This window comes from Pseudoalteromonas sp. MMG024 (genome assembly GCF_021654175.1).
Lineage (GTDB): Bacteria > Pseudomonadota > Gammaproteobacteria > Enterobacterales > Alteromonadaceae > Pseudoalteromonas.
Map to the genome: position 1 here is coordinate 165,817 of NZ_JAKFZO010000005.1, position 24,242 is coordinate 190,058.

Sequence of the window (24,242 nt, forward strand, 5' to 3'; positions counted from 1 at the left end):
TTTGCCTTAAGCGCTTACTGTTGAGAAAATAAGGTATTGATATCCTAAAAAGGCAGCTAACAACAAACCGCCTTCAACACGATTAATACGGCGTGAACCGCGAATACTCAAACTCATTGCAATAAGGGCTGCTGTTGCACCTAACATAATTAAGATATCGCGGCTCGATACTGCAGGATCAACGCTTGATGGATTAATAATGCCCGCAAGCGACAATACCGCTAACAGGTTAAAGATATTTGAGCCAATAATGTTGCCTAGCGCTAAGTCGTCTTCATTTTTAAGTACGCCAGCAACACACGCCGCAAGTTCAGGTAAGCTGGTACCAATTGCAATAATAGTTAGGCCAATCACCAAATCGCTAATACCAAATAGTTTGGCAATATCGGTTGCAGATTCAATAATAAAATGTGAACTGATAGGTAAAATCGCCATGCCGATAACTAACCACATAAGAGCAATCGGTGTGCGTACATTGTCAGGCACTTCGTCACAGGCTTCGTCAACAAAGGGGTCGTGTTCGGCATTGGTTGCTTTGCTTTGTTTTACCGAGATAATGGTCACTGCAGCAATAAAAATGAAGAAACTCACCATAAGAGCAACGCCTTCACCGAATGCTAAATAGTTGTCCGATAAAATGTACCAAGCACCGAGCGATACTAGCATTACTACTGGCATTTCACGTTTTAGTGTACTCGATGACACACTCAGCGGGCGCAACAGCGCGGTAATTCCGAGTACTAGCAGAATATTAGTAATATTTGAACCAACCGCGTTGCCGACAGCTGTGTCTGTTTGTTTTGCTAGCGCCGCTTGCGCCGATACCATCATCTCAGGTGCCGATGAGCCCATCGCGACAATTGTTAAACCAATAATTAATGTTGGAATACCATAGTTCTTTGCCAGTGCAGCCGCACCAAAAACAAAGCGGTCCGCACTCCAAACTAAGCCGACAAATCCTGCAATTAAAATAGCAATTGATAACAACATTATTGAATAAAAACCAAAATTTAGATAACACCAAATAATATCAAATCTGGATTTAAAACACAGCTTTTGTAAGTGTTATTACAAATATTTACTTTTTCATAGGTTTCAGAACATTTTTAAAACGCTTAGAATACAGTGCGCAATTAATTCTAGGAGAGCGACTTGTCGCAAAGTTTAGTTGAAATAAAGGACGTTACCTTTTCTCGTGGCGATAGAGTGATTTATCAAAACATGAGCTTTAGCGTTCCTACAGGAAAAATCACCGCGATAATGGGACCAAGTGGTATCGGTAAAACAACCATGTTGCGTTTGATTGGTGGTCAGCTGAAACCCGATTCAGGCGACATTTTGTTTTCAGGTGAAAGCATTCCCAAAATGTCACGCAGCGAGTTATACCAAGCGCGTGAACGTATGAGCATGTTATTTCAAAGCGGCGCTTTATTTACTGATATGAGCGTGTTTGACAATATTGCTTTTCCACTTCGCGAACACACTAAACTGTCAGAAGATGTTATCCGTATCATCGTATTAATGAAATTAGAAGCGGTTGGGTTGCGTGGCGCGCGAGACTTAATGCCGTCAGAACTTTCAGGTGGTATGGCACGACGTGCGGCACTGGCACGGGCAATTGCACTCGACCCCGAATTAATCATGTACGATGAGCCTTTTGCAGGACAAGACCCAATCTCAATGGGCGTGTTAGTTAAGTTAATCAAATCACTAAACCAAACGCTTAATATCACTTCTTTGGTGGTAACGCACGATGTGACAGAGGTGATGAGTATTGCGGATCATGTCGTGATTTTAGCGGATAAAGGAGTGATTGGTGAAGGTTCACCTGAACAGGTTGCTCAGTCAAAATCGCCGCTAGTTCAACAGTTTTTACAAGGGCTATCTGACGGCCCTGTACCATTCCACTTTGATGCTGCGCCATACGAACAAGATTTATTAATGGGAAGCGAACGTGGTTAATACTATTCAAACAATCGGCCGCAATACACTAGACACACTAGCAGGCATAGGCCGTGCGCTAATTATGTTGTTAGGCGCTATTTTTAGTGTGCCAAATTTCAAAAAGGGTACACCATTATTGATAAAGCAACTTTATATGGTTGGCTTTTTATCACTGATTATTATTTTAGTATCAGGCCTTTTTATCGGCATGGTATTGGCGTTACAAGGCTACACAGTGTTGGTGGATTACGGTGCTGAAGACAGTCTTGGCCCATTGGTTGCGCTAAGCTTATTGCGAGAGTTAGGCCCAGTAGTTACGGCATTGTTATTTGCTGGTCGTGCAGGCAGTGCATTAACTGCCGAAATTGGTTTAATGAAGGCAACAGAACAGTTGACTAGTTTAGAAATGATGGCTGTAGATCCCCTAAAACGTGTGATTGCGCCACGTTTTTGGGCTGGCATGATTAGTATGCCGCTGCTTGCGATGATTTTCTCGGCGGTAGCGATTCTTGGTGCACATATTGTTGGTGTTGATTGGCTTGGTGTGGATTCAGGTAGTTTTTGGTCAATTATGCAGGCACAAGTATCGTTTGAAAAAGACATTCTAAATGGCGCAATTAAAGCTGTGGTATTTGCTTTTGTTGTGACTTGGATTGCACTTTATAAAGGTTACGATTGTGTACCAACTTCTGAAGGTATTAGTAAAGCAACAACAGAAACCGTAGTGCAGTCATCATTGGCAGTTTTGGGATTAGATTTTGTGCTAACAGCAATTATGTTTGGCGCGTAAAGGGTAAAAAATGAATTCGAAGAAAATTGAAACTTTAGTGGGATTTTTTGTATCGCTTGGTATTGCGGCAATTGTGATGCTGGCACTTAAGGTAGCGAATGCGGGCATGAGCGGAAATGGCGATACTTACAGCCTTTATGCAAAATTCGACAATATAGGTTCACTTAAAGTGCGTTCACCAATCAAGGTGGGTGGTGTTGTAGTGGGTCGTGTTGAAGCAATTAATTTAGACCCTACGGACTATGTTCCTGTTGTACACATGAAAATTGCGACAGAATACAGCAATTTTACCGAGACTACGTCGGTCAATATATTAACTTCAGGTATTCTTGGTGAGCAGTATTTAGGTATTAACCCAGGTGTGATTGCGCACAAAGATATGAATGGTGAGGATGAACTAAGTGAAATGTTTGGCCTCGAAGAAGTAAAGGTTTTAAAAGATGGTGACTTTATTACTGATACGAAATCAGCTCTGGTATTGGAAGAGCTTATTGGTCAGTTTTTGTTTAACCAAAGTAACGATTAATTAGGATTGTAATAGTTAAGATGATGAAATATTTATTTGCGATTTTACTGGTATTGGCATCGAGTGTATCAGTTGCTAAAGAAGTGAACGAAAGTAACCCATATTTAATGGTGAGAACGGTTGCAGAAAATACCTTTGCTCGTATTACTCAAGATAAAGCGATTATTGAACAAGATAAAAATCACTTAAAAGTAGTGGTTGAGCAAGAACTACTTCCTTATATCGATTATCGTTATGCGGCGCAGCGTGTGTTAGGTAGCTATATTTCTAAAGTGCGTAATATTAAAGATAAAGAAGAGCAAAAGGCGGAAATTGAAAACCTTAAACGCTTTATTGATGTATTTCGCGAATACTTAATTACGTCTTATGCGGGTATTTTTACCCAGTATCGTGGTCAAGAGGTAGAATTTGCACCAGCTCAAGACTTTTCAGACGATAAGTTAGTGCTTGTTAAAACTAAGATTGTTGAATCAGGTAAGCCAGATATCAACATCGATTTTAAAGTACGCAAAACTAAATCAGGCGAATGGAAAGGTTTCGATATGTTACCTGAAGGCATTAGCTTATTAGATGCTAAGCAATCAGAGTTTCACGGTATTCTTCGTACAGAAGGCCTTGGTTACGTAATTGATATGCTAGATAAAAAGAGCAAGTTGCCAGTGCAATTTGCTGGTGAATAAGTAATGTCTTTACTTACGTTAAAAGCGGTTAATGACACAACTTATGTATTGAGTGGCGAGCTAAATCGCTACTCTGTACCGAGTGTTAAACTACCCAAAGTTCCAACTCAATCAACCCTAACACTCGACTTGAGCGAGGTTGCTAAAGTTGACACTGCAGGCCTTGCTTGGCTCATCTATAATTTCTCACAATTGCAACGGAACAATATAAGCCTTAAACTTGTCCACTTACCTGAGCAACTCAAAAAGCTAATGCAATTGGGTCACGTAGAGAATTTATTTGAGTAGAGTTAATGGATCCTAAACAAGTCGAAGATATTTTATCGCAAGCATTATCGCTTGATTTTATTAAAGTAAAAGCTGAAGGCAGTCATTATGAACTGATTGTTGTAGGTGAGTGTTTTGCTGGCGCGTCGCGCGTTAAGCAGCAGCAAATGGTTTATGCACCATTAATGGAAAAGATTTCTGATGGCACAATGCATGCCGTATCAATTAAAGCCTACACGCCAGAGCAATGGGAACGTGATCGCAAATTGATGATGCTATAGGTGGCATAAATGGATCAATTTGTTATTCAAGGCGGCAGCACTATTGCCGGAGAAGTGACTATTTCAGGCGCTAAAAACGCCGCACTTCCAATTTTATTTGCAGCAATCCTCGCTAACGGCAAAAGCCGTTTTACCAATGTACCGCGTTTGCGTGACATTAATACCACTGAAGCACTATTATCAACATTAGGCGCTAAAGTTGAGTGGCAGCAAGATGATTTAATCGTTGATGGCGCGACTATAGATAAAGTGCTTGCGCCATACGAGCTTGTAAAGCAGATGCGCGCATCTGTTTTAGCGTTAGGACCGTTATTAGCACGTTTTGGTGAGGCGCAGGTGTCGCTACCAGGCGGTTGTGCTATTGGTGCTCGTCCAGTTGACCTTCATATTTCAGGCCTTGAAAAAATGGGCGCTGAGATCACGGTAGAAGGTGGTTACATCAATGCCAAAGTAAATGGTCGCTTGAAAGGCGCACATATCTTTATGGATGTGGTGAGCGTCGGTGCTACCGAAAACTTACTAATGGCGGCAACCTTAGCTGACGGTGTTACTGTATTAGAAAACGCAGCACGCGAACCTGAAATCACCGACTTAGCTAAGTATCTAAGTGCTATGGGTGCGAAGATTTCAGGTGCAGGTTCGGATCGTATTGAAGTAACTGGTGTAGAGTCGCTAACAGGTTGTCAGCATCGCATTTTGCCAGATCGCATCGAAACTGGTACTTACCTAGTTGCAGCGGCAATGGCGAAAGGCGAAGTGCTATGTCATGGCACTGACCATTTTAGTTTAGAACCGGTTATTGAAAAGCTACGTGATGCTAACGCACATATTGAGCTTGCGGATAACAGTATTTACCTTGATATGCGTGGTCGCATGCCAAAAGCGGTTAATATTAAAACCTCTCCGCACCCAGGCTTTCCAACCGATATGCAAGCACAATTTACAGCGTTAAATGTGGTTGCTGAAGGCAGTGCAACGATTACCGAAACGATTTTCGAAAACCGTTTTATGCATGTGCCAGAGCTAAAGCGTATGGGAGCGAATATTCGCTTAGAAGGTAATACCGCCATTTGTGAGCACACTGAGCAACTTAGTGGTGCACAGGTAATGGCTACAGACCTTCGTGCTTCTGCGAGTTTGATTCTGACAGGTGCGATTGCGCAAGGTGAAACCGTGGTAGACCGCATTTATCATGTTGACCGAGGTTATCAGCGCATTGAAGATAAACTAGGTGGTTTAGGCGTTAAAATTAAGCGTCGCAAAGCTTAGTTAATAACCTAGATTGTTGAAGAATCAAAAAAGGCCGCATATGCGGCCTTTTTGTTTATATAGCTACTATTTTAGAATTGTAACTCACCAACAGTGACTGGCACTTCAATAACTTTACCTTCACGAATAATTGTAAAGTTTAATATGCTACCTGGAGGTGTGTTCGTTACTAATTCCAATGTTGTATTGGTATTCACGACTTTTTTACCGTCGATTTTTGTCACGATATCGTTGAGTTCAAAGCCGGCTTGCCATGCAGGTCCCAACGGGTCGAGGCGAGCAATGCGCATGCCATATACAGGGGTGTGATTGTTTCTCACAAAACGACCAGAACTGTCGACAGGATCGGCATCAAAGCCAATATAGCCACGAATAACACGGCCATACTTAATTATTTTATCCATCACTTCTTTGGCAAGTGAGTAGGGTACGGCAAAGAATATACCTTGCACTTCTAAATTACGTGCATGCTTAAACTTAGCTGAGGTAATACCCACAAGCGTACCGTTGGTATTAATCACTGCGCCACCCGAATTACCGGTATTAACCGCGGCATCCATTTGTAAAAAACGGGTATGGCGGGTTTGCGCAATATTAGTTTTATCGGTGGCACTAATAATGCCTTGCGTAATTGTTTGACCTAAGTTTAGTGGATTACCAATTGCTAAAATGACATCGCCCACTTGTGGAATAAAGTCGTTATTGGTTGGGATTTCCGGTAGATGTTCAGCGGTTATTTTTAATAATGCTAAATCCGTAGGTACGTCAAAACCAATAAGCTGTACATCAGTAAATTGTCGGCCATCGTTAAGTACAACTAAAATTTGGTCCGCGTTATTAATAACGTGATAGTTAGTGAGAATATAGCCTTTTTTGGACATGATAATGCCAGAGCCTAACTCTCTTACAGGCGTTGATGGACGCAGACTGCGAGGGCGATTGCTAACTGATTCTGAATATATGTTAACAACAGCAGGCGATGCGGCTTTTACCGCGTTAGCAAAGCTTAAATGACTGGCATTAAGTGGCGCTTTATTTGTTGAAAGCTGTTCACGCAATAATTCTGGTGAAAATACCATTAGGTAGATAAAGGCAAAACCAAGTCCTAACAAAATAGGGGTAAGCAAAAACTGAAGCTTCTTTAACACGCTGCGCCGTTAATTATTATTTTCAAAGGGGGTTTATTGTGGCAAGAATATGACTATTCGGCAAGTTGCAGGTTTTTACACTACCCCATAAAAAACGCCCAAATTACGTTGGGCGTTTGGGTTAGCAAGTTGTATGAGTTTTTGAACAGCAGAGATTACTGAATTTGTACGTTAAAAATACGAGATCCACGTTGAACTCGCAGGAAAATATAACCTTGTACATCTTCAACTGCCTTGGTTAAGTCGCGCACAGAATCTACACGGGTGCGGTTAACCATTAAGATTACATCGCCCTCTTCTAACCCTACACGTGCAGCTGGAGCACGGTTAGAATCAATCGATTTAACCAACACACCTTCTTTACCATCGCTCGTTTCGCCGGCTTCTAGCGTTGCACCCGTTAAATTGCGATGTAGTTTATCTGCCGAGGTAGCAACATCTGAAATCCCGCCAAGTTTAACCTTAACGGTTTTGCTCTTGCCGTCACGAATAATTCCTAACTGAACCGTTTTTCCTTCGCCAGCGGTTGCGATTTTACTGCGTAGCTCTAAGAAACTATGGATTTTCTTACCATCGATACTGGTGATTACGTCATTCACCTTTAAACCCGCTTTTTCAGCGGGGCTATCTTCATCAACCGCGTTTACAAAAGCGCCTTGTTTGGTTTCTAGGTCAAATGCTTCCGCTACGCCTGCATTCACATCACCACCACGAATACCTAAGCTACCGCGGCGAACTTCACCGTATTCTAAAATTTGGTCTACAAGACTTTTCATCATGTTTGATGGAATCGCAAAACCAATACCAACGTTACCGCCAGATGCACCTAAAATAGCAGTGTTAATACCGATTAGTTGACCGTTTAAATTTACAAGTGCACCGCCAGAGTTACCTTGGTTAATTGCCGCATCGGTTTGAATAAAGTCTTCGTAACCTTCAATGTTTAAGCCTGAGCGACCAAGCGCACTTACTATGCCTGAAGTTACTGTATGGCTTAGTCCAAATGGGTTACCAATCGCCACTGAAAAATCACCGACACGTAATTCGTCTGAATCAGCCAGTTTTACTTCAGTTAAATCATCGCCTTCTACTTCAAGTAATGCGATATCAGACTGAGGATCGCTACCAACTAGCTTGGCTTCAAATTCTCGGCCATCTTGTAAGGTTACAATAATTTTTTCAGCGTCTTGAATAACATGGTTGTTAGTTACAATATGACCGTCTTTTGCGTCGATAATTACGCCAGAACCTAAGCCACTAAACGGGCGTTTTTCGGCGCGTGGCTGGCGCTGCGGGTTACCAAAAAAGAAATCAAACGGGTCTACACGTTGGCGTACTTGTTTTGAACCAGATACGCGAATACTTACAACACCCGGGGTTACGCGCTCTAGCATAGGCGCTAGCGTTGGCAGTTGTTGTCCGTTAACCGAAACAGGTAATTTTGCATGGCTAATTGCCGGTGAAACTAAAAGAGTTGCAGATAGTATTGCTGCACTTAAAACGGTAAATTTAGTTTTCATAGTCAAAATAACGCTCCTTAAATCAAAAGGGTAGCTGATTTGCTTTTTGTTGTTAGCGGCAAACCAGCCAGTTACTTATAATGACTATGGGGTCAAAAAAAAGTTCATCAAGATGCGATTAAGCACTTTCTGTTTGCTTGTTTTCTGAGCTGTCACCTCTAAAAATACCCGATTCGCCAGTGACAAAGTCGGCTGGTGCTGCTTGTAATTCAGCGTTTCGTGCTAATAACTCAGAGCGAGTTTTGTCGTTATTACGTGTCTCAGACAAAATCTCAGTGGCTTCTTGTGAGAAGAAAGGCACGACTTCTACGTTTTTTTCAGCAACTAATAACTTGTTAGTTTCTTCCATATGCTTAACTAGCTGCACGTAGCTGTCTTGCATTTTATTAACAAGCTTATTGGTGTGAGCAACGTGGTCGGCCACATCTTGTTTAAATTGCTCAAGGTCACCTTGTGCTTTTTCTACTTCTTTTTCGAGCTCATCATGTTCGTATTGACGTTTGGTAATTAGGCTTCCGATAAAAAAGCTAGCAATGGCAGTGACTACTAATAGGGTGATCCAAATGGCTGTACTCATACTATTAAGCCTTATAATTTTTCAAAATAGATAGTTTAAATATACGCTTTGATTGCGCTCGTGTTAATATTTTACATCAAAATTTCAGTAACGCTTTGTATTTATCATGACCCCTTGGCAAAAATATCAACAAGATTTAACTCGCGATGACTTCCACCATGATGCTGCGCAGGAAAATGCGGTGCGTCATTTGCAACGTTTGTACGACGATTTAACTGCACAGCCACCGGCTAAAAAAGGCTTTTTTGCCAGCCTTTTCTCAAAACAAGAAGTAAAGCCGATCAAAGGCCTGTATTTTTGGGGCGGGGTTGGGCGTGGTAAAACGTATTTGGTTGATACGTTTTTTGATTCGCTGCCGTTTGAGCGCAAAATGCGAGTGCATTTTCACCGTTTTATGCACCGTGTACATGATGAATTAAAGCAGCTAAAAGACGTAAAAGATCCGCTTGAAAAGGTTGCTGATAAATTTAAAAGCGAAGCGGATATCATCTGCTTTGATGAATTTTTTGTGCAAGATATTACCGACGCCATGCTATTGGGCGGTTTAATGCAAGAGTTGTTTAAGCGCGGCATAGTACTCGTTGCTACATCCAATATTGTGCCTGATGAGCTCTATCGCAATGGTTTACAGCGTGCACGCTTTCTGCCAGCAATTGATTTAGTTAATGCTAATACTGAGGTGGTTAATGTTGATTCGGGCATTGATTACCGTTTGCGTACGCTTGAGCAAGCAGAAATCTATCACAGCCCTTTAGATGCGCAGGCAGATAAAAATTTATTTGAGTACTTCGATAAATTATCGCCTGAAGCAGGTTGCTTAGATAAGGTGATTGAAATTGAGGGACGTAACCTTACGACGCGCAAAGAAGCTGACAGCATTGTGATGTTCGAATTTAGCGAGTTGTGTGAAACTGCACGCAGCCAAGTAGATTATATGGAGTTAAGCCGTATTTACCATACTGTGCTACTTTCAAACGTAAAATACATGGGCTCAGAGCATGCAAATGATGATGCAGCGCGCCGCTTTATTGCTTTAGTTGATGAGTTTTACGAGCGTAATGTTACGTTAATTATTTCTGCTATCGCACCATTAGAAGAGCTTTATACTGGTGGTATTTTAGACTTTGAATTTAAACGCTGTATTAGCCGCTTACAAGAAATGCAAAGCTTAGAGTATTTAGGGCGCGAGCATTTAGCTTAATCTTCAAAAAGAAGCGAGATCTGACGATCTCGTTTCTCAATACTTTTTATTCTTGATTCAACTTTACGTTTTTTATTCTTGATTCAACTTTACGTTTTTTATTTTTATCCAGGCATTACCGCCTTTCTCATCGGTTAGATTTGGCACAAAATAAAGTGCAGAAACATTGGTTTTTATAATGCCTTTATCCTTTGACCAGCTTGGCGTCCATTCTGGGCGGCTGAAATCATCTAAAGTCAGAGTGTGCTTTTGCCATTGATTAGCGCTTGGTAAAAGCGCTTGATAGTGTGCGTAGCTTTTATCACCTTTTCCACCATAATCTTTCTGCGATAACTTAACCACAAGCGGTTTATCACTTTGATAAGTGAGTTCGACACTTGTAATACCTTCTAGAGACTTTTTTGGCAGGTCGTAAATTAATTCCACCCACGAATTATTTTGCTTATCAACACGAGGAACGCGATTAAATGAAATTTCCACATGGTTTTCTTTAACCAGTGGCTTTTCATAGCTCGCAGTACTGCCATGCGGGTCTACTGCGTAACGCCATTGTTTCGCATCTAGGCTTTGCGCCGCGTTTAGTGAAAAGCTTGAAAATAGTATTGCTGTAAGCAGTGATTTTAAATACATGATCTTTTTCTTATAGTGATTATTTTATGTTAGTAGCAATACAGGGGAAGTTGCTGGGTGAGTGTTTGATTGTAGGGGAAGTTAAGCTTTAGTAGAAGTAGGCGTTTAGTTGTAGCGGCTTAGCAGATTTTAAATCCGTTGGTGTTTGACCATGGTGCTTATTCTCGGCAATTGGGTTTTCTGAAGCTTTGTTTGTCGCACTGGCGACGGCAGCCAAAGGGTTTTCAGTTAGCCTTGCCTCCTTGCCAATATCTTGCGCCATCCATGGCGCACTCGTTCATTCTTTTTAAACGGCCAAAAAGAACGAACCAAGAAAAAGCCGCCCCGAAATCAAACTTATCTTCAAATAAGCTTTAAATGTGAACATAAACGCCATGAATCGGCATCCATGCCTCAGCATGGCTTGCTCGACCGCTTCGCTCCCTGTCTCGCATTATTCATTTAAAGCTTCATTTTCAGGTTTGATTTAAGGGTAAGAGCGAGAACTATACTCCGATTTTTGGTTTATAAAAATTTGTATTAATATAAAGCTCTTGTTTTCTAAGAGGAATATTTATGGGAAGTGGACTGGTTAATGTATGTTACGAAGGTGATTCGGGCAGTAATGAGATTCGAACTTGTTACGTCGATGGAATTTTATTTATCTCTTTAAATGACATTTTTGTTACTCTGAATAAAGAAAATAAACAGTTAGATCATGAGCAGCCCGCAAAATTTATCCCAAGTATGATCAAGTCTCAACTTAAAGATCTAGATGATGATGAATTTACTCATATCCCCACGGAAACTCCCAGATTTGAAGGTGAATTGGAAATATTTGTAACACAGCCCGGGCTCAATAGAGTTATGGGGAGTGATAAATCAAAAGCTGGAAAGAAATTTCAAAGGTGGTTATATCATGAAGTAATACCATCATTGCAAAAACATGGCGTCTATCCACCTCCTGTGTCTGCACAAGGGTCAGCATTGGCTCAAATGGCAGAAATAGTGGCGCAAAACTCTCGAATGCTTGCTGATACTATTTTTGAACATGAGAAATTAAAACAAGAGGTGACTGGTGTTAAAGCTGATGTACTTGATGTAGGCAAAAGAGTTGAAAAGCTTGAAAATAGTGATTTAGATAGCAAGTATATTCTCACAGTTCGAGATTGGTTCAATAATGCGAATTTACCTTTATCTGCTAACAAAGAGTTTGAAATAGTTACATGGTGTGAGAATTTATCCCTTAGGCAAGGCAGGAGTACAATTAAGTGCCCTTCTAATGAAAGAATGAATGTCCGCTTTCATCAAGGAATTATTAAAGAAGCTAAGGATTTAGTTGAGAATGCAACTGGTTAATTCAGCTAGTCCGTTTCAATCAAACCTGAAAAGTGGGTTTTAATTGATAATACGAGACAGGAAGCGGAGCGTGTCGAGTAAGTCATACTGAGATAGGGATATCGATTTATGACGTTTATCTTTAAATTTAAAGCTACTTTGAGGATTAAGTTTGATTGTACGGTCGCCTTTCTTTTGGTTACTTTATCTTTGGCGAAGCAAAGAAAAGTGACATAAGCCCATGGATGGGGCTTATTAAAATACAGGGAGGTAAATGCTGAGGTTTTGTCCAATCTTTCAAAATCCTATTAAACCGTGCGATAGCAGCCAAAAACCTTTATTTTCCTCAAATTATTAGTAGAAAATCTATCCAGCTCTTGCTATACTCCGCGTCCGCCACTTACCGTTCTACCTCGGTTAGTTTAGCCACAGCTGAGGGTTTTAAGTCTTGAGCTCGAAGGGGTTGAAGCAAGTGTAATAGAGCAGCAGAAGTTGTTTCTGCTTGTGGTTTTTAAATTGTAAACATTGGATTTTTAATAAATGAAAACGTTTGTTGCTAAGCCAGAATCTGTAAAACGTGACTGGTACGTAGTTGACGCTGAAGGCAAAACTTTAGGTCGTATCGCTACTGAAATCGCTCACCGTCTACGCGGTAAGCATAAAGCTGAATACACTCCTCACGTTGACACTGGCGATTACATCATCGTAATCAACGCTGAGAAAGTTACTGTAACTGGTAACAAGACAACTGATAAAGTGTACTACGCTCACTCTGGTTTCCCAGGTGGCCTTAAGTCTATCACTTTCGATAAGCTTCAAGCTAAAAAGCCTGAAATGATTATCGAAAAAGCAGTTAAAGGTATGTTACCAAAAGGCCCTCTAGGTCGTGAAATGTACCGTAAACTAAAAGTATACGCAGGTTCTGAGCACGGTCACGTAGCTCAACAGCCTAAAGTACTGGACATTTAAGGAGCATAACTCATGGCAAATCAATACTACGGTACAGGTCGTCGTAAAAGTTCAAGTGCTCGCGTATTCTTACGCCCAGGTACTGGCAACATCGTAATCAATCAACGTTCTATCGAAGAATACTTCGGTCGTGAAACTTCTCGCATGGTTGTTCGTCAGCCACTAGAGCTAGTTGAAATGGTTGAAAAGTTTGACCTTTACATCACTGTTGAAGGTGGTGGTTCTACTGGTCAAGCGGGTGCTATCCGTCACGGTATTACTCGTGCGCTTATGGAGTTTGACGAGTCTCTTCGTTCACCACTTCGTAAAGCTGGCTTTGTTACTCGCGACGCTCGTAAAGTTGAGCGTAAGAAAGTGGGTCTTAAGAAAGCACGTAAGAACACTCAATTCTCAAAACGTTAATTTTTTACGTTTACAAGAATTACAAAACCCGAGTTTATACTCGGGTTTTTTATTGCCTAAAATTTATGTTTGTCAGTAAGTCACTAATTTTAAAAATTACTATTTAAAGGCTTTGTTACGGCACCCTACATTTCTCAACATTTTCCCACAGTCACTTACAGAGAGTATGGGTATTATTTCCCGCGTTAACTTCTTACTCAACTAATCCGTATCAAGGAAGTGATATGACTTCATTTAAACCGATCTCTTTAGTCGCGCTGGCTGTGGCGAGTGTATTTGCAACTAATGCCTTGGCTGAACAAGCAAAAGGCGAAGAAATTGAACGTATTCAAGTGGTATCGAAGCGTTCAAGTGTACTTACTGAAATTACCGAAGATGCTGAAAAGCTGATTAATATGCCGGGTGCTTTGGGCGACCCCTTGCTAGCTGTATATGCATTGCCTGGTGTAGTAGCGGCCGGAGGCTCAATGGGAGAACCCGCTGTACGTGGTTCGTCGCCAGATGATAATTACTTTGAAGTCGACTTTATGCCCGCAGGCTACATTTTTCATGATTTTGGCAGCTCGATTTTTAACAAGTATTTAGTGCAAGACTTTCGCCTTTATTCTGCGGGCTATGGCACTAGCTTTAGTGATGCAACCGGGGCGGTATTTGATGTCACACTGCGTAACCCAAAAAATCAGGATATTAAAACCACGCTTGATTTTACTATGTTTAAAGCGGGGGTTTTTGTTGAAGGTGCAATCACCGACGATATTTCATTTTATTTGTCTGGACGAAAAAGTACGCTTCCGTTGTTTTTCTCAGAAGGTGAGGAAATTGAAGACGAAGATGGCGAAAATACGGGCATTACAATAAACGATGCTCCCGATGACTATGATTACCAAAATAAATTTGTTTGGGATATAAATAACAACAATGTGTTAAGTGTGTTGTTTACGGGCGCAGAAGACAGCGCGGCAGCAAGTTTTAGTGAACGCGCGGATTTATCACTTAAGAATCCTGATTTCCAAGGCGATGCAGATTTTGCGCGTTCCTTCGATAGCCAAAATGTTATTTGGGACCATTATGGTAAAGGTTATCAAGCAAAAGTGGGGATTGGCTCGTTAACACATTCGGGTCGATTAGATTATGGGCGCAGCAAGTTAACACCCAAAGGGTATTTTGAAGAAGAAAAAGAAGAGCTACTTACCTACAAAGGGCGTGTAAGTATAAATGTGGTAGGTGATGACTTACTTACATTTGATAGCGCTTATTTTGATAAAACGATAAGCTATGAATATGATACTTTTCTCTATGTCTGTACAGAATTAGATCCAGATTGCGAGCTTGCCAAAGGAGAGCGTATAGCAGGTAAACGAGAAGTCGATATTGGTAGTTACTTTATTGGCGCAAATTATCAATACACGATAACCGACTCGTTAATTGCCGACATTGGCGTACAACATCAAAAAAATGATTACAGCGATGAGTCGTTTACTCACCCGCGTTTAGGATTGACCTATCACATTAATCAAGATCAATCAGTGTGGGTTAAATATGGCAGTTACAATCGCCTGCAAGATATCGGTACTATTTTAGAAGACACAGGTAACCCCAACTTAAAGTCGCAAACAGCAAATCAGTCGGTTGTTGGTTATCAGCAGTTTTTGGCCGATGACTGGAGTTGGTCAATTGAAACCTATTACAAAAGCATGGATGACTTACCGTTAGCACTGACTGAAAACGATGTGGATCAGCATTTACGTTATAGCAACGATGTAACGGGTAGAGCTTATGGTGTTGATTTATTGATTAATAAAAACAAAACTGACCGATGGTACGGCTGGATGAGTTTAAGTTATGGCAAAAGTGAACGCACTGATGAGCGCCGTGATATCACTCGTGATTATTATGCCGACACACCGCTTGTGTTTAATATGGTGTTTAACTACCAAATTAGCGAACGCTGGAATGGTGGCTTTAACTTCACAGCGCGCAGTGGTCAATCTTACACACCTATTGTAGGTGTGCGTGAAAACCCTGAATTTGAGGGGAGTTTCTTACCGGAATACGGCGAACCATTTTCTGAGCGTTTTGATGCTTATCACCGTTTAGATTTGCGCTTTGAACGCAAAACAGATTTTTTTGGACTCGATGCATTGCTGATTTTAGAAGTAATGAATTTATACGCTAAAGACAATACGGCGTATATTGACCTTGATTACGCAAAGGTGAAGTCAACCGATGACTTGATTTTGAAAGAAGAGAGCGATGACTTTGAAATGCGCCCGTCAGTTGGTTTTAGTTTCACATTTTAGTCACAAATTAGTCTAAAGCGAGGAATTTCCTCGCTTATTTCATTGGTTAATCCTCCCGCAGGTTGCTATACTCTGGCGTGCATCAAATGTGGCTCGAAAAGCATAATTTAGCGACTAATTACTTTGAATTTCACGCATACTTCTACGGAGTTTTGATCTCTATCAGGACACGCTCGCTCAATTTTGGGTAGGCTCTGTAAAAGCACAGAATTTTCACAGTTTTAGGCTGTGTGTTCGTGATTTCAAATAAATCGAACTAAAATACAATTTAATTGTGCTTGAAGACCGGTATAACCTTGTTTTAATCAAGGCTTTTATTTATGATCGCACCTATTTTGTAAAGTCAAAATTTAAACTGCTGTAACTGATGTTCTCAATATGGCAAGTGTTGAGAATCATAGTGGAGATGAGTGGATGAGCAATGCGCCAGTAGACAATAGCCGCCGTCGCTTTCTAACTATCGCAACTTCTGTTGTTGGTGGTGTGGGAGCTGTAGGGGCTGCTGTTCCTTTTATCGCGTCGTGGAACCCAAGTGAGAGAGCAAAATCTGCAGGCGCGCCTGTAGAAGTTGATATCTCAAAGCTTGAGCCAGGGCAATTAATTCGTGTTGAGTGGCGAGGTAAGCCTGTTTGGGTTATTAATCGTACACCAAAAATGCTTGAGCAGATGAAAGCTCACGAAGGTCAACTTCGTGATCCTAATTCTGAAGAGCCACAACAACCAGAGTTCGCACAAAATGCGTACCGTTCGCAAAAAGAGAATATCTTTGTTGCTGTTGGTATTTGTACTCACTTGGGTTGTTCACCAACTTTCCTTAACGGTGGTTTTGGTGAAAAGGTTGAAGGTACTGAAGATGGTTTCTTCTGTCCTTGTCATGGTTCTAAGTTTGATATGGCTGGCCGTGTTTTCCAAGCTGTACCAGCACCATTAAACCTAGAAATCCCTCCTTACACATTTATCGATGACACCACTATTTTAGTTGGTGGAGAAGAAGGGGCTGCGTAATGTTTGCGAATATTATCGATTGGATTGATCAGCGTATTCCGATGACTCGCGTTTGGAATATGCACATTGCACAATATCCTGCGCCAAAAAACTTTAACTTCTGGTACTTCTTTGGTTCATTAGCCATGTTAGTACTTGTTAACCAAATCGTAACGGGTATTTGGTTAACAATGAACTATGTTCCTTCAGCAGAAGGCGCGTTTGCTTCAGTTGAATACATCATGCGTGATGTAGAATACGGTTGGTTACTGCGTTATTTACACTCAACGGGTGCCTCTGCATTCTTCGTTGTTGTATACCTGCATATGTTCCGCGGCATGATCTACGGTTCTTACCAAAAACCACGTGAACTACTGTGGTTATTCGGTATGTTTATCTTCTTAGCGCTAATGGCTGAAGCATTTATGGGTTACTTACTACCTTGGGGACAAATGTCTTTCTGGGGTGCGCAGGTAATTATCTCGCTATTTGGTGCGATTCCAGTGATTGGTGAAGACCTTACTCAGTGGATCCGTGGTGACTACGTAATCTCTGGTGCAACGCTTAACCGCTTCTTCGCACTACACGTAATTGCATTACCATTAGTACTTGTTATCTTAATTTTCTTACACATTATTGCACTTCACGAAGTGGGTTCAAACAACCCTGACGGTGTTGAAATTAAACGTAAGAAAGGCACTGTTGCTGAAGAAGATAAAGCTAAATTCAAATTCCATGAATATTACACAGATAAGAAAGATATCGTTGACGCGATTCCGTTCCACCCTTACTACACAGTAAAAGATATTGTGGGTGTAACAGGTTTCTTAATCTTGTTCTGCTGGGTTGTTTTCTTTGCGCCAGAGATGGGTGGTTTCTTTTTAGAAGCGCCGAACTTTGAAGCGGCAAACCCGTTGAAGACGCCTGAGCATATTTTCCCTGTTTGGTACTTCACACCATTCTACGCAATCCTACGTGCTATCCCTGATAAGCTACTAGGTGTAATCGCGATGGGCGCATCAATTGTTGTGCTTGCGTTACTACCTTGGATTGACCGTGGTAAAGTGAAATCAATTCGTTACCGTTGTGGCTTCCACAAGTTAAACATTGCTCAGTTTGTTGTTACTTTCATCATCCTAGGTTGGGTTGGTGCGACACCACAAACAGACTTTAAAACTGTGTTATCACAAATTACGACTGTAACTTACTTCATGTTCTTCGTATTACTGTTCTTCTACAGTAAAAACGAAAAGACTAAGCCAGTGCCAGAGAGGTTAACGAAATGATGAAAAAGCTAATTATTGGTTTATTCGCTTTGTTGCCTTCACTAACAATGGCAGCAGGCCCGTCGGTTCCACTTTTAGAAGCGAATCATGATTTAACGGACAAAGCATCGTTACAACGTGGTGCTAAAACGTTTATGAACTACTGCTTAGGTTGCCACCAAATGCAGTACCAGCGTTATGAGCGTACATTCCGTGATATCGGTATTCCTACTAAAGTGGGCGAAGAGCAACTTATTTTTGATGGTTCAAAAGTAGGTAGCCACATTCTTAACGCAATCGAACAAGACGATGCTGCAAAATGGTTTGGTGCTGCGCCACCAGATCTAACGTTAGTAGCACGTGTTCGTGGTGCAGATTGGATTTACACTTACCTGAAGTCTTTCTATGTTGATGAAAGTCGTCCATTTGGTGTAAACAACACTGTATTCCCATCGGTTGGTATGCCACACGTATTGCAAGAGTTGCAAGGCGTACCTACTGCGCGTTTCGAAGAAGTTGAAGAGCACGGCGTTAAAGTTAAGAAAGTTGTTGAAATTACGACTGATGGTTCAGGCGAAATGAGCGATGACGAGTACGACCAAGCGGTACGTGACTTAACTAACTTCTTAGCGTATGTTGGTGAACCAACACGTTTACAGTCAGAAGCGATTGGTTATAAGGTATTAGGTTTCCTAGTAATCCTGTTTATCCTAGCGTTCTTACTGAAGAAAGAATACTGGAGAGATGTGCATTAATTTGCACACTTTTTAGCACAAAATTTGTAATAGGGGCTTAAGCCCCTATTGCTGTTTTTAATATACTGGAGGAAAGCATGGCTGTAGCTGCCAATAAGCGCCCTGTGATGACACTGTTTTCTGGTGAAAACTGTATGTATAGCCACCAAGTACGTATCGTACTTGCAGAGAAAGGCGTAAGTGTTGATATTCACCTAGCAGAAAAGGATAACTTGCCAGAAGCGTTACATGAAATTAACCCTTACGGCACTGTACCAACATTGATCGATCGTGAGCTTGGTTTATACGAAGCAAACATCATCATGGAATACCTTGACGAGCGTTTTCCTCACCCACCACTAATGCCTGTATACCCAGTTATGCGTGGTCGCAGCCGTTTAATGATGCACCGCATTGAAAATGACTGGTATAGCCTTGCTAAGAAAATTGAAGCAGGTGTTGATGTTGATGCGTCACGTCGTGAGTTAACTGAAGGTTTATTAGCGATTGCACCTATTTTTGGTGAAGCGCCTTACTTTATGAGCGAAGAGTTTAGCTTAATTGATTGTTACCTAGCACCACTACTATGGCGCTTACCTGAGTTCGGTATTGAACTTACAGGTCAAGGTAGCAAAGAGCTTAAAGACTACATGATGCGTTTATTTGAGCGAGAGTCGTTCCAAGCATCATTAACTGAAGCTGAGCGCGAGATTCGACTTTAATGACTTCTAATCGCCCTTATTTACTGAGAGCTTTCTTTGATTGGATTGTAGACAATCAATGTACACCACATTTAGTGGTGAATGCTGAATTTCCAAATGTCACTGTACCAATGCAGTTTGTGCAAGACGGACAAATTGTGTTGAACATCAACCCAAGTGCGGTTGCACAGTTTCATATGGATAATCATGAAGTAAGCTTTAATGCACGTTTTGGTGGCCAACCAATGCGTGTGGTGGTACCAATTGGCGCCGTACTTGCTATTTACGCAAGAGAAAATGGCGAAGGTACAGTGTTTACCCCTGAAGACTTTTCAGAATATGAAGAACCAGCAGAGGTTGAATCACAGGAAACACCATCTGAGGGTGATGGTAATGATGAACCACCGAAAAAGCGTGGTTCGCATTTAAAAGTGGTTAAGTAATCGCAAAAAAAAACCGGCTTAGGCCGGTTTTTTTACAACCTGCGATAACGCTATTTGGTAACAATCTCTGGAAACATCACTAATAAACTAAGCATCAGCAACATAATCAAAAAGTACGGTAAGCAGGCTTTTGCCAACTGAGCCAAAGAGGCATTGGTGAGTGACTTTAAAACAAATAAGTTAAAGCCAATCGGCGGCGTAATTTGCGATATTTCCACCACCACAACCAAGTAAATACCAAACCATATGAGGTCGATGCCAGCTAGCTCTACAATAGGTAAGAGTATGGCCGCGGTGAGCACAATAATCGAAATACCATCTAAAAATAACCCTAATAAAATAAACGCTAAGGTTAAATAGATTAGCAGTTGATAGTTACCAAGTTCTAGGCTGGCTATCCAAGTGGCAAGTGTTGCAGGTAATTGTAAAAAGCCCATCGCGATAGTAACAAAGCTCGCACCGAGTAAAATCAGTAATATCATAGCTGTGGTCATCGCCGCATCAACTAAGCTATGCTTAACCAGCTCTAGCGTCAGTCGTTTTTTTGCTTTAATCAAAATAAAGCTACCTACTATACCTAACACCGCAGACTCACTGGGTGTTGCAAAGCCGAAGTAGATGGCAGCAATAACAAATGTGATTAACGAGATAATTGGAAGTAACGTTAATGGATTACCTGAGCTTGCAATGAGTTGGCTTTTATCTACCGGTTTTAAGTAGCCGCGAATCGCAATATAAGTGGAAAACAGCGCTAATAAAATTAGTCCGGGCAGAATGCCTGCAATAAATAGGTCTGCAATGGAAATATCCGCAGCAACGCCATACACAATCAAAATAATCGACGGTGGAATTAGCAGTCCAAGAGTAGCAGATCCAGCTAGAGAGCCATAAATATCTTGCTCGTTATAACCGCGCTTTTTTAGCTCTGGAATAGTCATACGGCCAATTGTTGCGGCAGTAGCAGCAGATGATCCCGATAAAGCCGCAAAAATACCAGAGCCAAACACGTTAATGTGCAAGTGTCCCCCCGGTAACTTTGCCAGTATCGGGCTTAAACCATTAAATAAGTCATCGGCTACTTTGGCTTTATATAGCAGTTCGCCCATCCAAATAAATAGCGGTAAAGCGATTAATGACCAGGGCGTTAAATGCGCAAATGCAGTGCCCGCAAATATCAGGTCGATAGCCGAATTGTTATTAAGAATAAGTGCTACTAAAGCAACGCCGATTAAACTAAAACCAATCCATACGCCTGTTAGCAGTAAAACGGCAAAAATAACCGCCAAAATAGCGCTAAGGCTAACTATGTCCACGTAGTACCTCCAATCCCTTAAATGCAATGGTAATAGTTGTTACGCAGCTGGCGTAAGCCATAATAGCTTGAATGGGCCATTCTAAAATAGCAATCTCACCGCTCGATACTTCATGAAAATGGTAAGAGTCGATAGTTAGCTGAATACATGCATAGCTAATAAAGGTGCAAATTAAGGTCGCTGTTAAATAGCTAACTACTTGGGCGTAATGACTGAGATGAGGGTTGTCGAATTCAAACACCAGAGCCACACGAATATGTTTCTCTTGTTCAAAGCTATAGCCTAACGCCAAGAAAAAACTGCTGATCAGCAAATATCCGCATATCTCATTGAGTGACGGAATGTACAAATTAAACAAACGCAATACGATTTGGCTGAGCACTAACAAAAAAATCGCAACGATAAGTAAAATGCTCACTTTCATGTTGAACGCATTTAATTTATTGAGCATTTTGTTGCTCCTTAAACTTTTGCAGCACGTGTAACTCGCTTTGTGTTGCATTGAGTGCCCATTCTTGCGCCATGTTAGCGCCAACAATTTTTAAACTCTGCGATAAACTATCGCTCACAGGCGAAATAATCATGCCGTTATCCGCTAATAACTTAGTCATCTGTGTGGTTTGCTGCTCAGCTTGTTGCCATGCACGCTGCTGATACTTGTTCACGATTTGTTTCAGTTTCTGTTTTTGCGTTGGGGTTAAAGATTGATACAAGACATGGTTCATTAGCACCATATTTTTTGGGATCCAGGCATTGATTGGTGTGTAATAGCGACTAAATTGCCATGCTCTGCTCGAAACTCCCGTCGCTGGCGAGGTGATCATTGCTTCAATCATACCGGTAGCAAATGCCTGTGCAATCTCAGCGCTTGAAACGGCGGTTGGGATCATTTTAAGGTGGTTTGCTAATTTTGCCGTCATTGCGCTATAGCTTCTAACCTTAAGGCCACTGAGGTCGCTTGCAGCTTTGATTGCTTTACTGGTAAATAAGCCCTGTGGCGGCCAAGGGTTGGTAAGTAACAGATGTAATCCGTGCTCGGCGAATTGGCTACGTAATTCAACGGCTTGTTGCTTAGCTAGTTGTTGAGCGCTGCTAAAATTTGTGGCTAAAAACGGTAAGTTGTCGAGTTGATAGATAGCACCATGATTGCTCAAACGAGCGATAAATATTTCACCAAGTTGTATTTGGTTTGTGCGCAGTGCGCGGTAAATTTCATTGTGCTTGTAAAGGCTTTCACCGCTATGAAAAACAATGTTAAGCCCTAATTCTTGATTTACTTCATCAGCAAATGCTTTGGTGATTTGGGTAACATAAACACGTTCGCTATAAGGCGCAGCAAAATGCTGCTTGGCGTGTAATGTGAATACTGCAAATAGCAGTAACGGTAAAATTAAATAATGGCGCATGTTTTTATTCTTATTTTTATAATAAAAAAGGCGCTAACTGCGCCTTAAAGGTATTCGAATACTTTTATTACTTTTTCGACTCCCGAAACATGACGGGCAACGTCGGCTGCTAAATTAGCTTCTTGTTCTGTAACGAGCCCCATTAAAAAGACTTCCCCGTTTTCGGTAATCACTTTGATATCATTAGCACTGACACTTTCTTCAGATACCAACATGGTTTTTACCTTGGAAGTTAGCCAAGTATCGTGTGTTTTGGTACTAACACCTGTGATGTTACCAATACGAATTTGATTATGGATTTTTTCAACGCCACGTATTGGTTTCACAATCGCTTCGGCTTTAGCGCGCATTTCTGTGGTTGGTGTTTGGCCAATCAGTAATACGCGGCCATTTAAGCTCACCACAATAATATTGCTAAATTTAGCTAACTGCTCGTCGTCTTTTAAGGCCAGTGTGGCTTTGATTTCAAGGTTGTTATCATCAATCTGTGTGCCAAGCGTGCGACGATCGGTTGCTGATGTTACTGCGCCTGCAGTACCAGCTACAATGGCAGCGCTACACCCTTGTAAAAGAACAATAGATGCAACAACAGCTAATTTAAATTTCATTAACTATCATCCTGTGGAAAAAGGGTTAAATCGATAAGCTCACTTAAGCAATGGATATTAAACAAGTGAGATTCGATAATTCGGCTCGGTCTTTTTGAGGGCACGCGTATTTCAACATCGTTTGGCCCTAATAGTCCTGCCAGCTCGCCACCATCATCACCACTTAATACAATTACTTGCATATCTTTGGTTAGAGCAGCTTCAACGGCGCTGATCACTTCTTTCTCGTTACCGGTTACCGTGATCACCACAAGCAAGTCACCACTTTGTCCGTAGGCACGTACTTGGCGCGAAAAGCTTTCGTTGGCATCGGTTGTGGCATAGCTCGACAGGTGCGTTAATTCGTTGCTTAATGCAATTGCTGGCAAGCACGGGCGCTCAGTTTCATAAAAATTAACCAGCAAGTTGGCAAAATGCGCTGCTAACATATGATTATTGCTGCCACCGCAACACAGTACTTTATTGCCGTTAATTAGGCTTTGCACTATGGTAAATGCCGCAGCTTCTAAAGCGCTAGGCAATGCTTCACCAGCGGCAATTTGAGCTTGAATGCTTTCTGTGTATATTTCTTTAACGAGTTCTTGCATACTAAAATGCGCTTTTAATCCAAGTAAATTGTTCTGAGTTTTGTCCGCTTATTGCGACATAGTCGACTCTATATGGACAATCCTCTAGCCTATTTTGTTTCAAATAATAAAACAAGGTGCGTGTTAATTTTTGCTGTTTAGCGTGTGATAACGCGTTAATTGCACCGCCAAATGCCTCTGACTTGCGGTACTTAACTTCAACAAACACTAAAGTGTTACCGTCTTTCATTATTAAGTCGAGTTCACCATAACGGCAATTATAATTACGTGTTACTGGTGTTAAACCCTGTTTCTTTAAATATTGCTCAGCTTGTAGTTCGAAAAAGTTTCCCTTTTCTTTACTGTTTTTAAATAATCTCGAGGTCCATCCCATGCTATTC

General features: G+C 41.3%; 29 protein-coding genes. 17 read left to right on the forward strand and 12 right to left on the reverse strand.

Going from position 1 to position 24,242, the window contains the following annotated elements; all coding sequences use genetic code 11:
- Positions 1-6: 6 nt before the first annotated feature.
- A complete protein-coding gene (locus L1068_RS06590; protein ID WP_237129582.1) occupies positions 7-990 on the reverse strand; it encodes a calcium/sodium antiporter in 984 nt (327 codons plus the stop codon).
- 162 nt (positions 991-1,152) lie between these two features.
- Here L1068_RS06590 and mlaF point away from each other — a divergent pair, with 162 nt between their 5' ends.
- The 7 genes from mlaF to murA are packed head-to-tail and all read left to right on the forward strand — an operon-like array spanning position 1,153 to position 5,757.
- Positions 1,153-1,962 (forward strand): phospholipid ABC transporter ATP-binding protein MlaF, encoded by an 810-nt coding sequence (gene mlaF / locus L1068_RS06595; RefSeq protein ID WP_010561577.1) that lies wholly within the window; start codon positions 1,153-1,155, stop codon positions 1,960-1,962.
- Complete coding sequence (gene mlaE, locus L1068_RS06600; protein ID WP_010561578.1) at positions 1,955-2,734, forward strand: lipid asymmetry maintenance ABC transporter permease subunit MlaE; 780 nt, start codon at positions 1,955-1,957, stop codon at positions 2,732-2,734. Before mlaF ends, mlaE begins: the two co-directional genes overlap by 8 nt.
- Positions 2,735-2,744: 10 nt before the next feature.
- Entirely contained in the window at positions 2,745-3,260 is a 516-nt protein-coding gene (mlaD, locus tag L1068_RS06605; RefSeq protein WP_237129583.1) for an outer membrane lipid asymmetry maintenance protein MlaD, read from the forward strand.
- 20 nt (positions 3,261-3,280) lie between these two features.
- Positions 3,281-3,940 (forward strand): ABC transporter substrate-binding protein, encoded by a 660-nt coding sequence (locus L1068_RS06610; RefSeq protein WP_237129584.1) that lies wholly within the window; start codon positions 3,281-3,283, stop codon positions 3,938-3,940.
- A 3-nt stretch (positions 3,941-3,943) separates the two neighbouring features.
- Positions 3,944-4,228, forward strand: a complete 285-nt coding sequence (locus L1068_RS06615; protein WP_237129585.1) for an STAS domain-containing protein — start codon at positions 3,944-3,946, stop codon at positions 4,226-4,228.
- 5 nt (positions 4,229-4,233) lie between these two features.
- Positions 4,234-4,488 (forward strand): BolA family protein, encoded by a 255-nt coding sequence (locus L1068_RS06620; RefSeq protein WP_010561582.1) that lies wholly within the window; start codon positions 4,234-4,236, stop codon positions 4,486-4,488.
- A gap of 9 nt (positions 4,489-4,497) precedes the next feature.
- Positions 4,498-5,757 carry a UDP-N-acetylglucosamine 1-carboxyvinyltransferase gene (gene murA, locus L1068_RS06625; protein ID WP_100914274.1) on the forward strand — a complete coding sequence of 420 codons (1,260 nt, stop codon included), beginning with the start codon at positions 4,498-4,500 and terminating at the stop codon, positions 5,755-5,757.
- A gap of 71 nt (positions 5,758-5,828) precedes the next feature.
- Here the strand turns inward: murA and L1068_RS06630 are convergent, their stop codons facing one another.
- The 3 genes from L1068_RS06630 to L1068_RS06640 form a co-directional block, all read right to left on the reverse strand.
- Positions 5,829-6,905 carry a trypsin-like peptidase domain-containing protein gene (locus L1068_RS06630; RefSeq protein WP_237129586.1) on the reverse strand — a complete coding sequence of 359 codons (1,077 nt, stop codon included), beginning with the start codon at positions 6,903-6,905 and terminating at the stop codon, positions 5,829-5,831.
- 155 nt (positions 6,906-7,060) lie between these two features.
- A complete protein-coding gene (locus L1068_RS06635; protein ID WP_237129587.1) occupies positions 7,061-8,425 on the reverse strand; it encodes a DegQ family serine endoprotease in 1,365 nt (454 codons plus the stop codon).
- Between the two features lie 118 nt (positions 8,426-8,543).
- Positions 8,544-9,002 (reverse strand): DUF1043 family protein, encoded by a 459-nt coding sequence (locus L1068_RS06640; RefSeq protein WP_237129588.1) that lies wholly within the window; start codon positions 9,000-9,002, stop codon positions 8,544-8,546.
- 106 nt (positions 9,003-9,108) lie between these two features.
- On the opposite strand from L1068_RS06640, the gene zapE reads away from it, so the two are divergent.
- Positions 9,109-10,203, forward strand: a complete 1,095-nt coding sequence (gene zapE, locus L1068_RS06645; protein WP_237129589.1) for a cell division protein ZapE — start codon at positions 9,109-9,111, stop codon at positions 10,201-10,203.
- Between the two features lie 72 nt (positions 10,204-10,275).
- On the opposite strand, the gene L1068_RS06650 is transcribed toward zapE, so the two are convergent.
- Together L1068_RS06650 and L1068_RS06655 are read right to left on the reverse strand one after the other, a co-directional pair.
- Positions 10,276-10,833, reverse strand: coding sequence for a hypothetical protein (locus L1068_RS06650; RefSeq protein WP_237129590.1), 558 nt, complete (start codon positions 10,831-10,833; stop codon positions 10,276-10,278).
- Between the two features lie 88 nt (positions 10,834-10,921).
- Positions 10,922-11,095, reverse strand: coding sequence for a hypothetical protein (locus L1068_RS06655; RefSeq protein WP_237129591.1), 174 nt, complete (start codon positions 11,093-11,095; stop codon positions 10,922-10,924).
- 293 nt (positions 11,096-11,388) lie between these two features.
- Between L1068_RS06655 and L1068_RS06660 the strand changes: the two genes are divergently transcribed.
- From L1068_RS06660 to L1068_RS06700, 9 genes are all read left to right on the forward strand, one after another.
- A complete protein-coding gene (locus L1068_RS06660) occupies positions 11,389-12,171 on the forward strand; it encodes a BRO-like protein (RefSeq protein WP_237129592.1) in 783 nt (260 codons plus the stop codon).
- Between the two features lie 519 nt (positions 12,172-12,690).
- A complete protein-coding gene (gene rplM / locus L1068_RS06665; RefSeq protein ID WP_237129593.1) occupies positions 12,691-13,119 on the forward strand; it encodes a 50S ribosomal protein L13 in 429 nt (142 codons plus the stop codon).
- 12 nt (positions 13,120-13,131) lie between these two features.
- Positions 13,132-13,521, forward strand: coding sequence for a 30S ribosomal protein S9 (rpsI, locus tag L1068_RS06670; protein WP_237129594.1), 390 nt, complete (start codon positions 13,132-13,134; stop codon positions 13,519-13,521).
- Positions 13,522-13,745: 224 nt separating this feature from the next.
- Positions 13,746-15,821: a TonB-dependent receptor gene (locus L1068_RS06675; RefSeq protein WP_237129595.1), complete on the forward strand. Its 2,076-nt coding sequence runs from the start codon at positions 13,746-13,748 to the stop codon at positions 15,819-15,821.
- 414 nt (positions 15,822-16,235) lie between these two features.
- Entirely contained in the window at positions 16,236-16,826 is a 591-nt protein-coding gene (gene petA / locus L1068_RS06680; RefSeq protein WP_010561593.1) for a ubiquinol-cytochrome c reductase iron-sulfur subunit, read from the forward strand.
- Positions 16,826-18,091 (forward strand): cytochrome b N-terminal domain-containing protein, encoded by a 1,266-nt coding sequence (locus L1068_RS06685; protein ID WP_010561594.1) that lies wholly within the window; start codon positions 16,826-16,828, stop codon positions 18,089-18,091. The genes petA and L1068_RS06685 overlap by 1 nt, the downstream gene beginning before the upstream one ends.
- A complete protein-coding gene (locus tag L1068_RS06690; protein ID WP_040641442.1) occupies positions 18,088-18,825 on the forward strand; it encodes a cytochrome c1 in 738 nt (245 codons plus the stop codon). Before L1068_RS06685 ends, L1068_RS06690 begins: the two co-directional genes overlap by 4 nt.
- 77 nt (positions 18,826-18,902) lie before the next feature.
- On the forward strand, positions 18,903-19,526 hold the full coding sequence (sspA, locus tag L1068_RS06695) for a stringent starvation protein SspA (RefSeq protein WP_010561596.1): 624 nt from the start codon (positions 18,903-18,905) through the stop codon (positions 19,524-19,526).
- A complete protein-coding gene (locus L1068_RS06700) occupies positions 19,526-19,948 on the forward strand; it encodes a ClpXP protease specificity-enhancing factor (protein WP_010561597.1) in 423 nt (140 codons plus the stop codon). Before sspA ends, L1068_RS06700 begins: the two co-directional genes overlap by 1 nt.
- 50 nt (positions 19,949-19,998) lie before the next feature.
- Here L1068_RS06700 and L1068_RS06705 read toward each other — a convergent pair whose 3' ends face one another.
- The 6 genes from L1068_RS06705 to L1068_RS06730 are packed head-to-tail and all read right to left on the reverse strand — an operon-like array spanning position 19,999 to position 24,235.
- Positions 19,999-21,261, reverse strand: coding sequence for a TRAP transporter large permease subunit (locus tag L1068_RS06705; protein ID WP_237129596.1), 1,263 nt, complete (start codon positions 21,259-21,261; stop codon positions 19,999-20,001).
- Complete coding sequence (locus tag L1068_RS06710; protein WP_237129597.1) at positions 21,248-21,712, reverse strand: TRAP transporter small permease subunit; 465 nt, start codon at positions 21,710-21,712, stop codon at positions 21,248-21,250. Before L1068_RS06710 ends, L1068_RS06705 begins: the two co-directional genes overlap by 14 nt.
- Positions 21,702-22,667 carry a TRAP transporter substrate-binding protein gene (locus L1068_RS06715; RefSeq protein WP_237129598.1) on the reverse strand — a complete coding sequence of 322 codons (966 nt, stop codon included), beginning with the start codon at positions 22,665-22,667 and terminating at the stop codon, positions 21,702-21,704. Before L1068_RS06715 ends, L1068_RS06710 begins: the two co-directional genes overlap by 11 nt.
- Before the next feature lie 44 nt (positions 22,668-22,711).
- A complete protein-coding gene (dolP, locus tag L1068_RS06720; RefSeq protein WP_010561601.1) occupies positions 22,712-23,275 on the reverse strand; it encodes a division/outer membrane stress-associated lipid-binding lipoprotein in 564 nt (187 codons plus the stop codon).
- Positions 23,275-23,862, reverse strand: coding sequence for an SIS domain-containing protein (locus L1068_RS06725; RefSeq protein WP_010561602.1), 588 nt, complete (start codon positions 23,860-23,862; stop codon positions 23,275-23,277). Before L1068_RS06725 ends, dolP begins: the two co-directional genes overlap by 1 nt.
- Position 23,863: 1 nt before the next feature.
- Positions 23,864-24,235, reverse strand: coding sequence for a YraN family protein (locus L1068_RS06730; RefSeq protein WP_054978152.1), 372 nt, complete (start codon positions 24,233-24,235; stop codon positions 23,864-23,866).
- Between the last annotated feature and the right edge of the window lie 7 nt (positions 24,236-24,242).

Excerpts from the sequence above, each read along its gene's own strand:
- L1068_RS06590 (WP_237129582.1), bottom strand. The coding sequence starts at position 990 with ATGTTGTTATCAATTGCTATTTTAATTGCAGGATTTGTCGGCTTAGTT.
- mlaD (WP_237129583.1), top strand. The coding sequence starts at position 2,745 with ATGAATTCGAAGAAAATTGAAACTTTAGTGGGATTTTTTGTATCGCTT.
- L1068_RS06610 (WP_237129584.1), top strand. The coding sequence starts at position 3,281 with ATGATGAAATATTTATTTGCGATTTTACTGGTATTGGCATCGAGTGTA.
- L1068_RS06615 (WP_237129585.1), top strand. The coding sequence starts at position 3,944 with ATGTCTTTACTTACGTTAAAAGCGGTTAATGACACAACTTATGTATTG.
- L1068_RS06620 (WP_010561582.1), top strand. The coding sequence starts at position 4,234 with ATGGATCCTAAACAAGTCGAAGATATTTTATCGCAAGCATTATCGCTT.
- murA (WP_100914274.1), top strand. The coding sequence starts at position 4,498 with ATGGATCAATTTGTTATTCAAGGCGGCAGCACTATTGCCGGAGAAGTG.
- L1068_RS06635 (WP_237129587.1), bottom strand. The coding sequence starts at position 8,425 with ATGAAAACTAAATTTACCGTTTTAAGTGCAGCAATACTATCTGCAACT.
- L1068_RS06640 (WP_237129588.1), bottom strand. The coding sequence starts at position 9,002 with ATGAGTACAGCCATTTGGATCACCCTATTAGTAGTCACTGCCATTGCT.
- zapE (WP_237129589.1), top strand. The coding sequence starts at position 9,109 with ATGACCCCTTGGCAAAAATATCAACAAGATTTAACTCGCGATGACTTC.
- L1068_RS06650 (WP_237129590.1), bottom strand. The coding sequence starts at position 10,833 with ATGTATTTAAAATCACTGCTTACAGCAATACTATTTTCAAGCTTTTCA.
- L1068_RS06655 (WP_237129591.1), bottom strand. The coding sequence starts at position 11,095 with ATGGCGCAAGATATTGGCAAGGAGGCAAGGCTAACTGAAAACCCTTTG.
- L1068_RS06660 (WP_237129592.1), top strand. The coding sequence starts at position 11,389 with ATGGGAAGTGGACTGGTTAATGTATGTTACGAAGGTGATTCGGGCAGT.
- rplM (WP_237129593.1), top strand. The coding sequence starts at position 12,691 with ATGAAAACGTTTGTTGCTAAGCCAGAATCTGTAAAACGTGACTGGTAC.
- rpsI (WP_237129594.1), top strand. The coding sequence starts at position 13,132 with ATGGCAAATCAATACTACGGTACAGGTCGTCGTAAAAGTTCAAGTGCT.
- L1068_RS06675 (WP_237129595.1), top strand. The coding sequence starts at position 13,746 with ATGACTTCATTTAAACCGATCTCTTTAGTCGCGCTGGCTGTGGCGAGT.
- petA (WP_010561593.1), top strand. The coding sequence starts at position 16,236 with ATGAGCAATGCGCCAGTAGACAATAGCCGCCGTCGCTTTCTAACTATC.
- L1068_RS06685 (WP_010561594.1), top strand. The coding sequence starts at position 16,826 with ATGTTTGCGAATATTATCGATTGGATTGATCAGCGTATTCCGATGACT.
- L1068_RS06690 (WP_040641442.1), top strand. The coding sequence starts at position 18,088 with ATGATGAAAAAGCTAATTATTGGTTTATTCGCTTTGTTGCCTTCACTA.
- sspA (WP_010561596.1), top strand. The coding sequence starts at position 18,903 with ATGGCTGTAGCTGCCAATAAGCGCCCTGTGATGACACTGTTTTCTGGT.
- L1068_RS06700 (WP_010561597.1), top strand. The coding sequence starts at position 19,526 with ATGACTTCTAATCGCCCTTATTTACTGAGAGCTTTCTTTGATTGGATT.
- L1068_RS06710 (WP_237129597.1), bottom strand. The coding sequence starts at position 21,712 with ATGCTCAATAAATTAAATGCGTTCAACATGAAAGTGAGCATTTTACTT.
- L1068_RS06715 (WP_237129598.1), bottom strand. The coding sequence starts at position 22,667 with ATGCGCCATTATTTAATTTTACCGTTACTGCTATTTGCAGTATTCACA.
- dolP (WP_010561601.1), bottom strand. The coding sequence starts at position 23,275 with ATGAAATTTAAATTAGCTGTTGTTGCATCTATTGTTCTTTTACAAGGG.
- L1068_RS06725 (WP_010561602.1), bottom strand. The coding sequence starts at position 23,862 with ATGCAAGAACTCGTTAAAGAAATATACACAGAAAGCATTCAAGCTCAA.
- L1068_RS06730 (WP_054978152.1), bottom strand. The coding sequence starts at position 24,235 with ATGGGATGGACCTCGAGATTATTTAAAAACAGTAAAGAAAAGGGAAAC.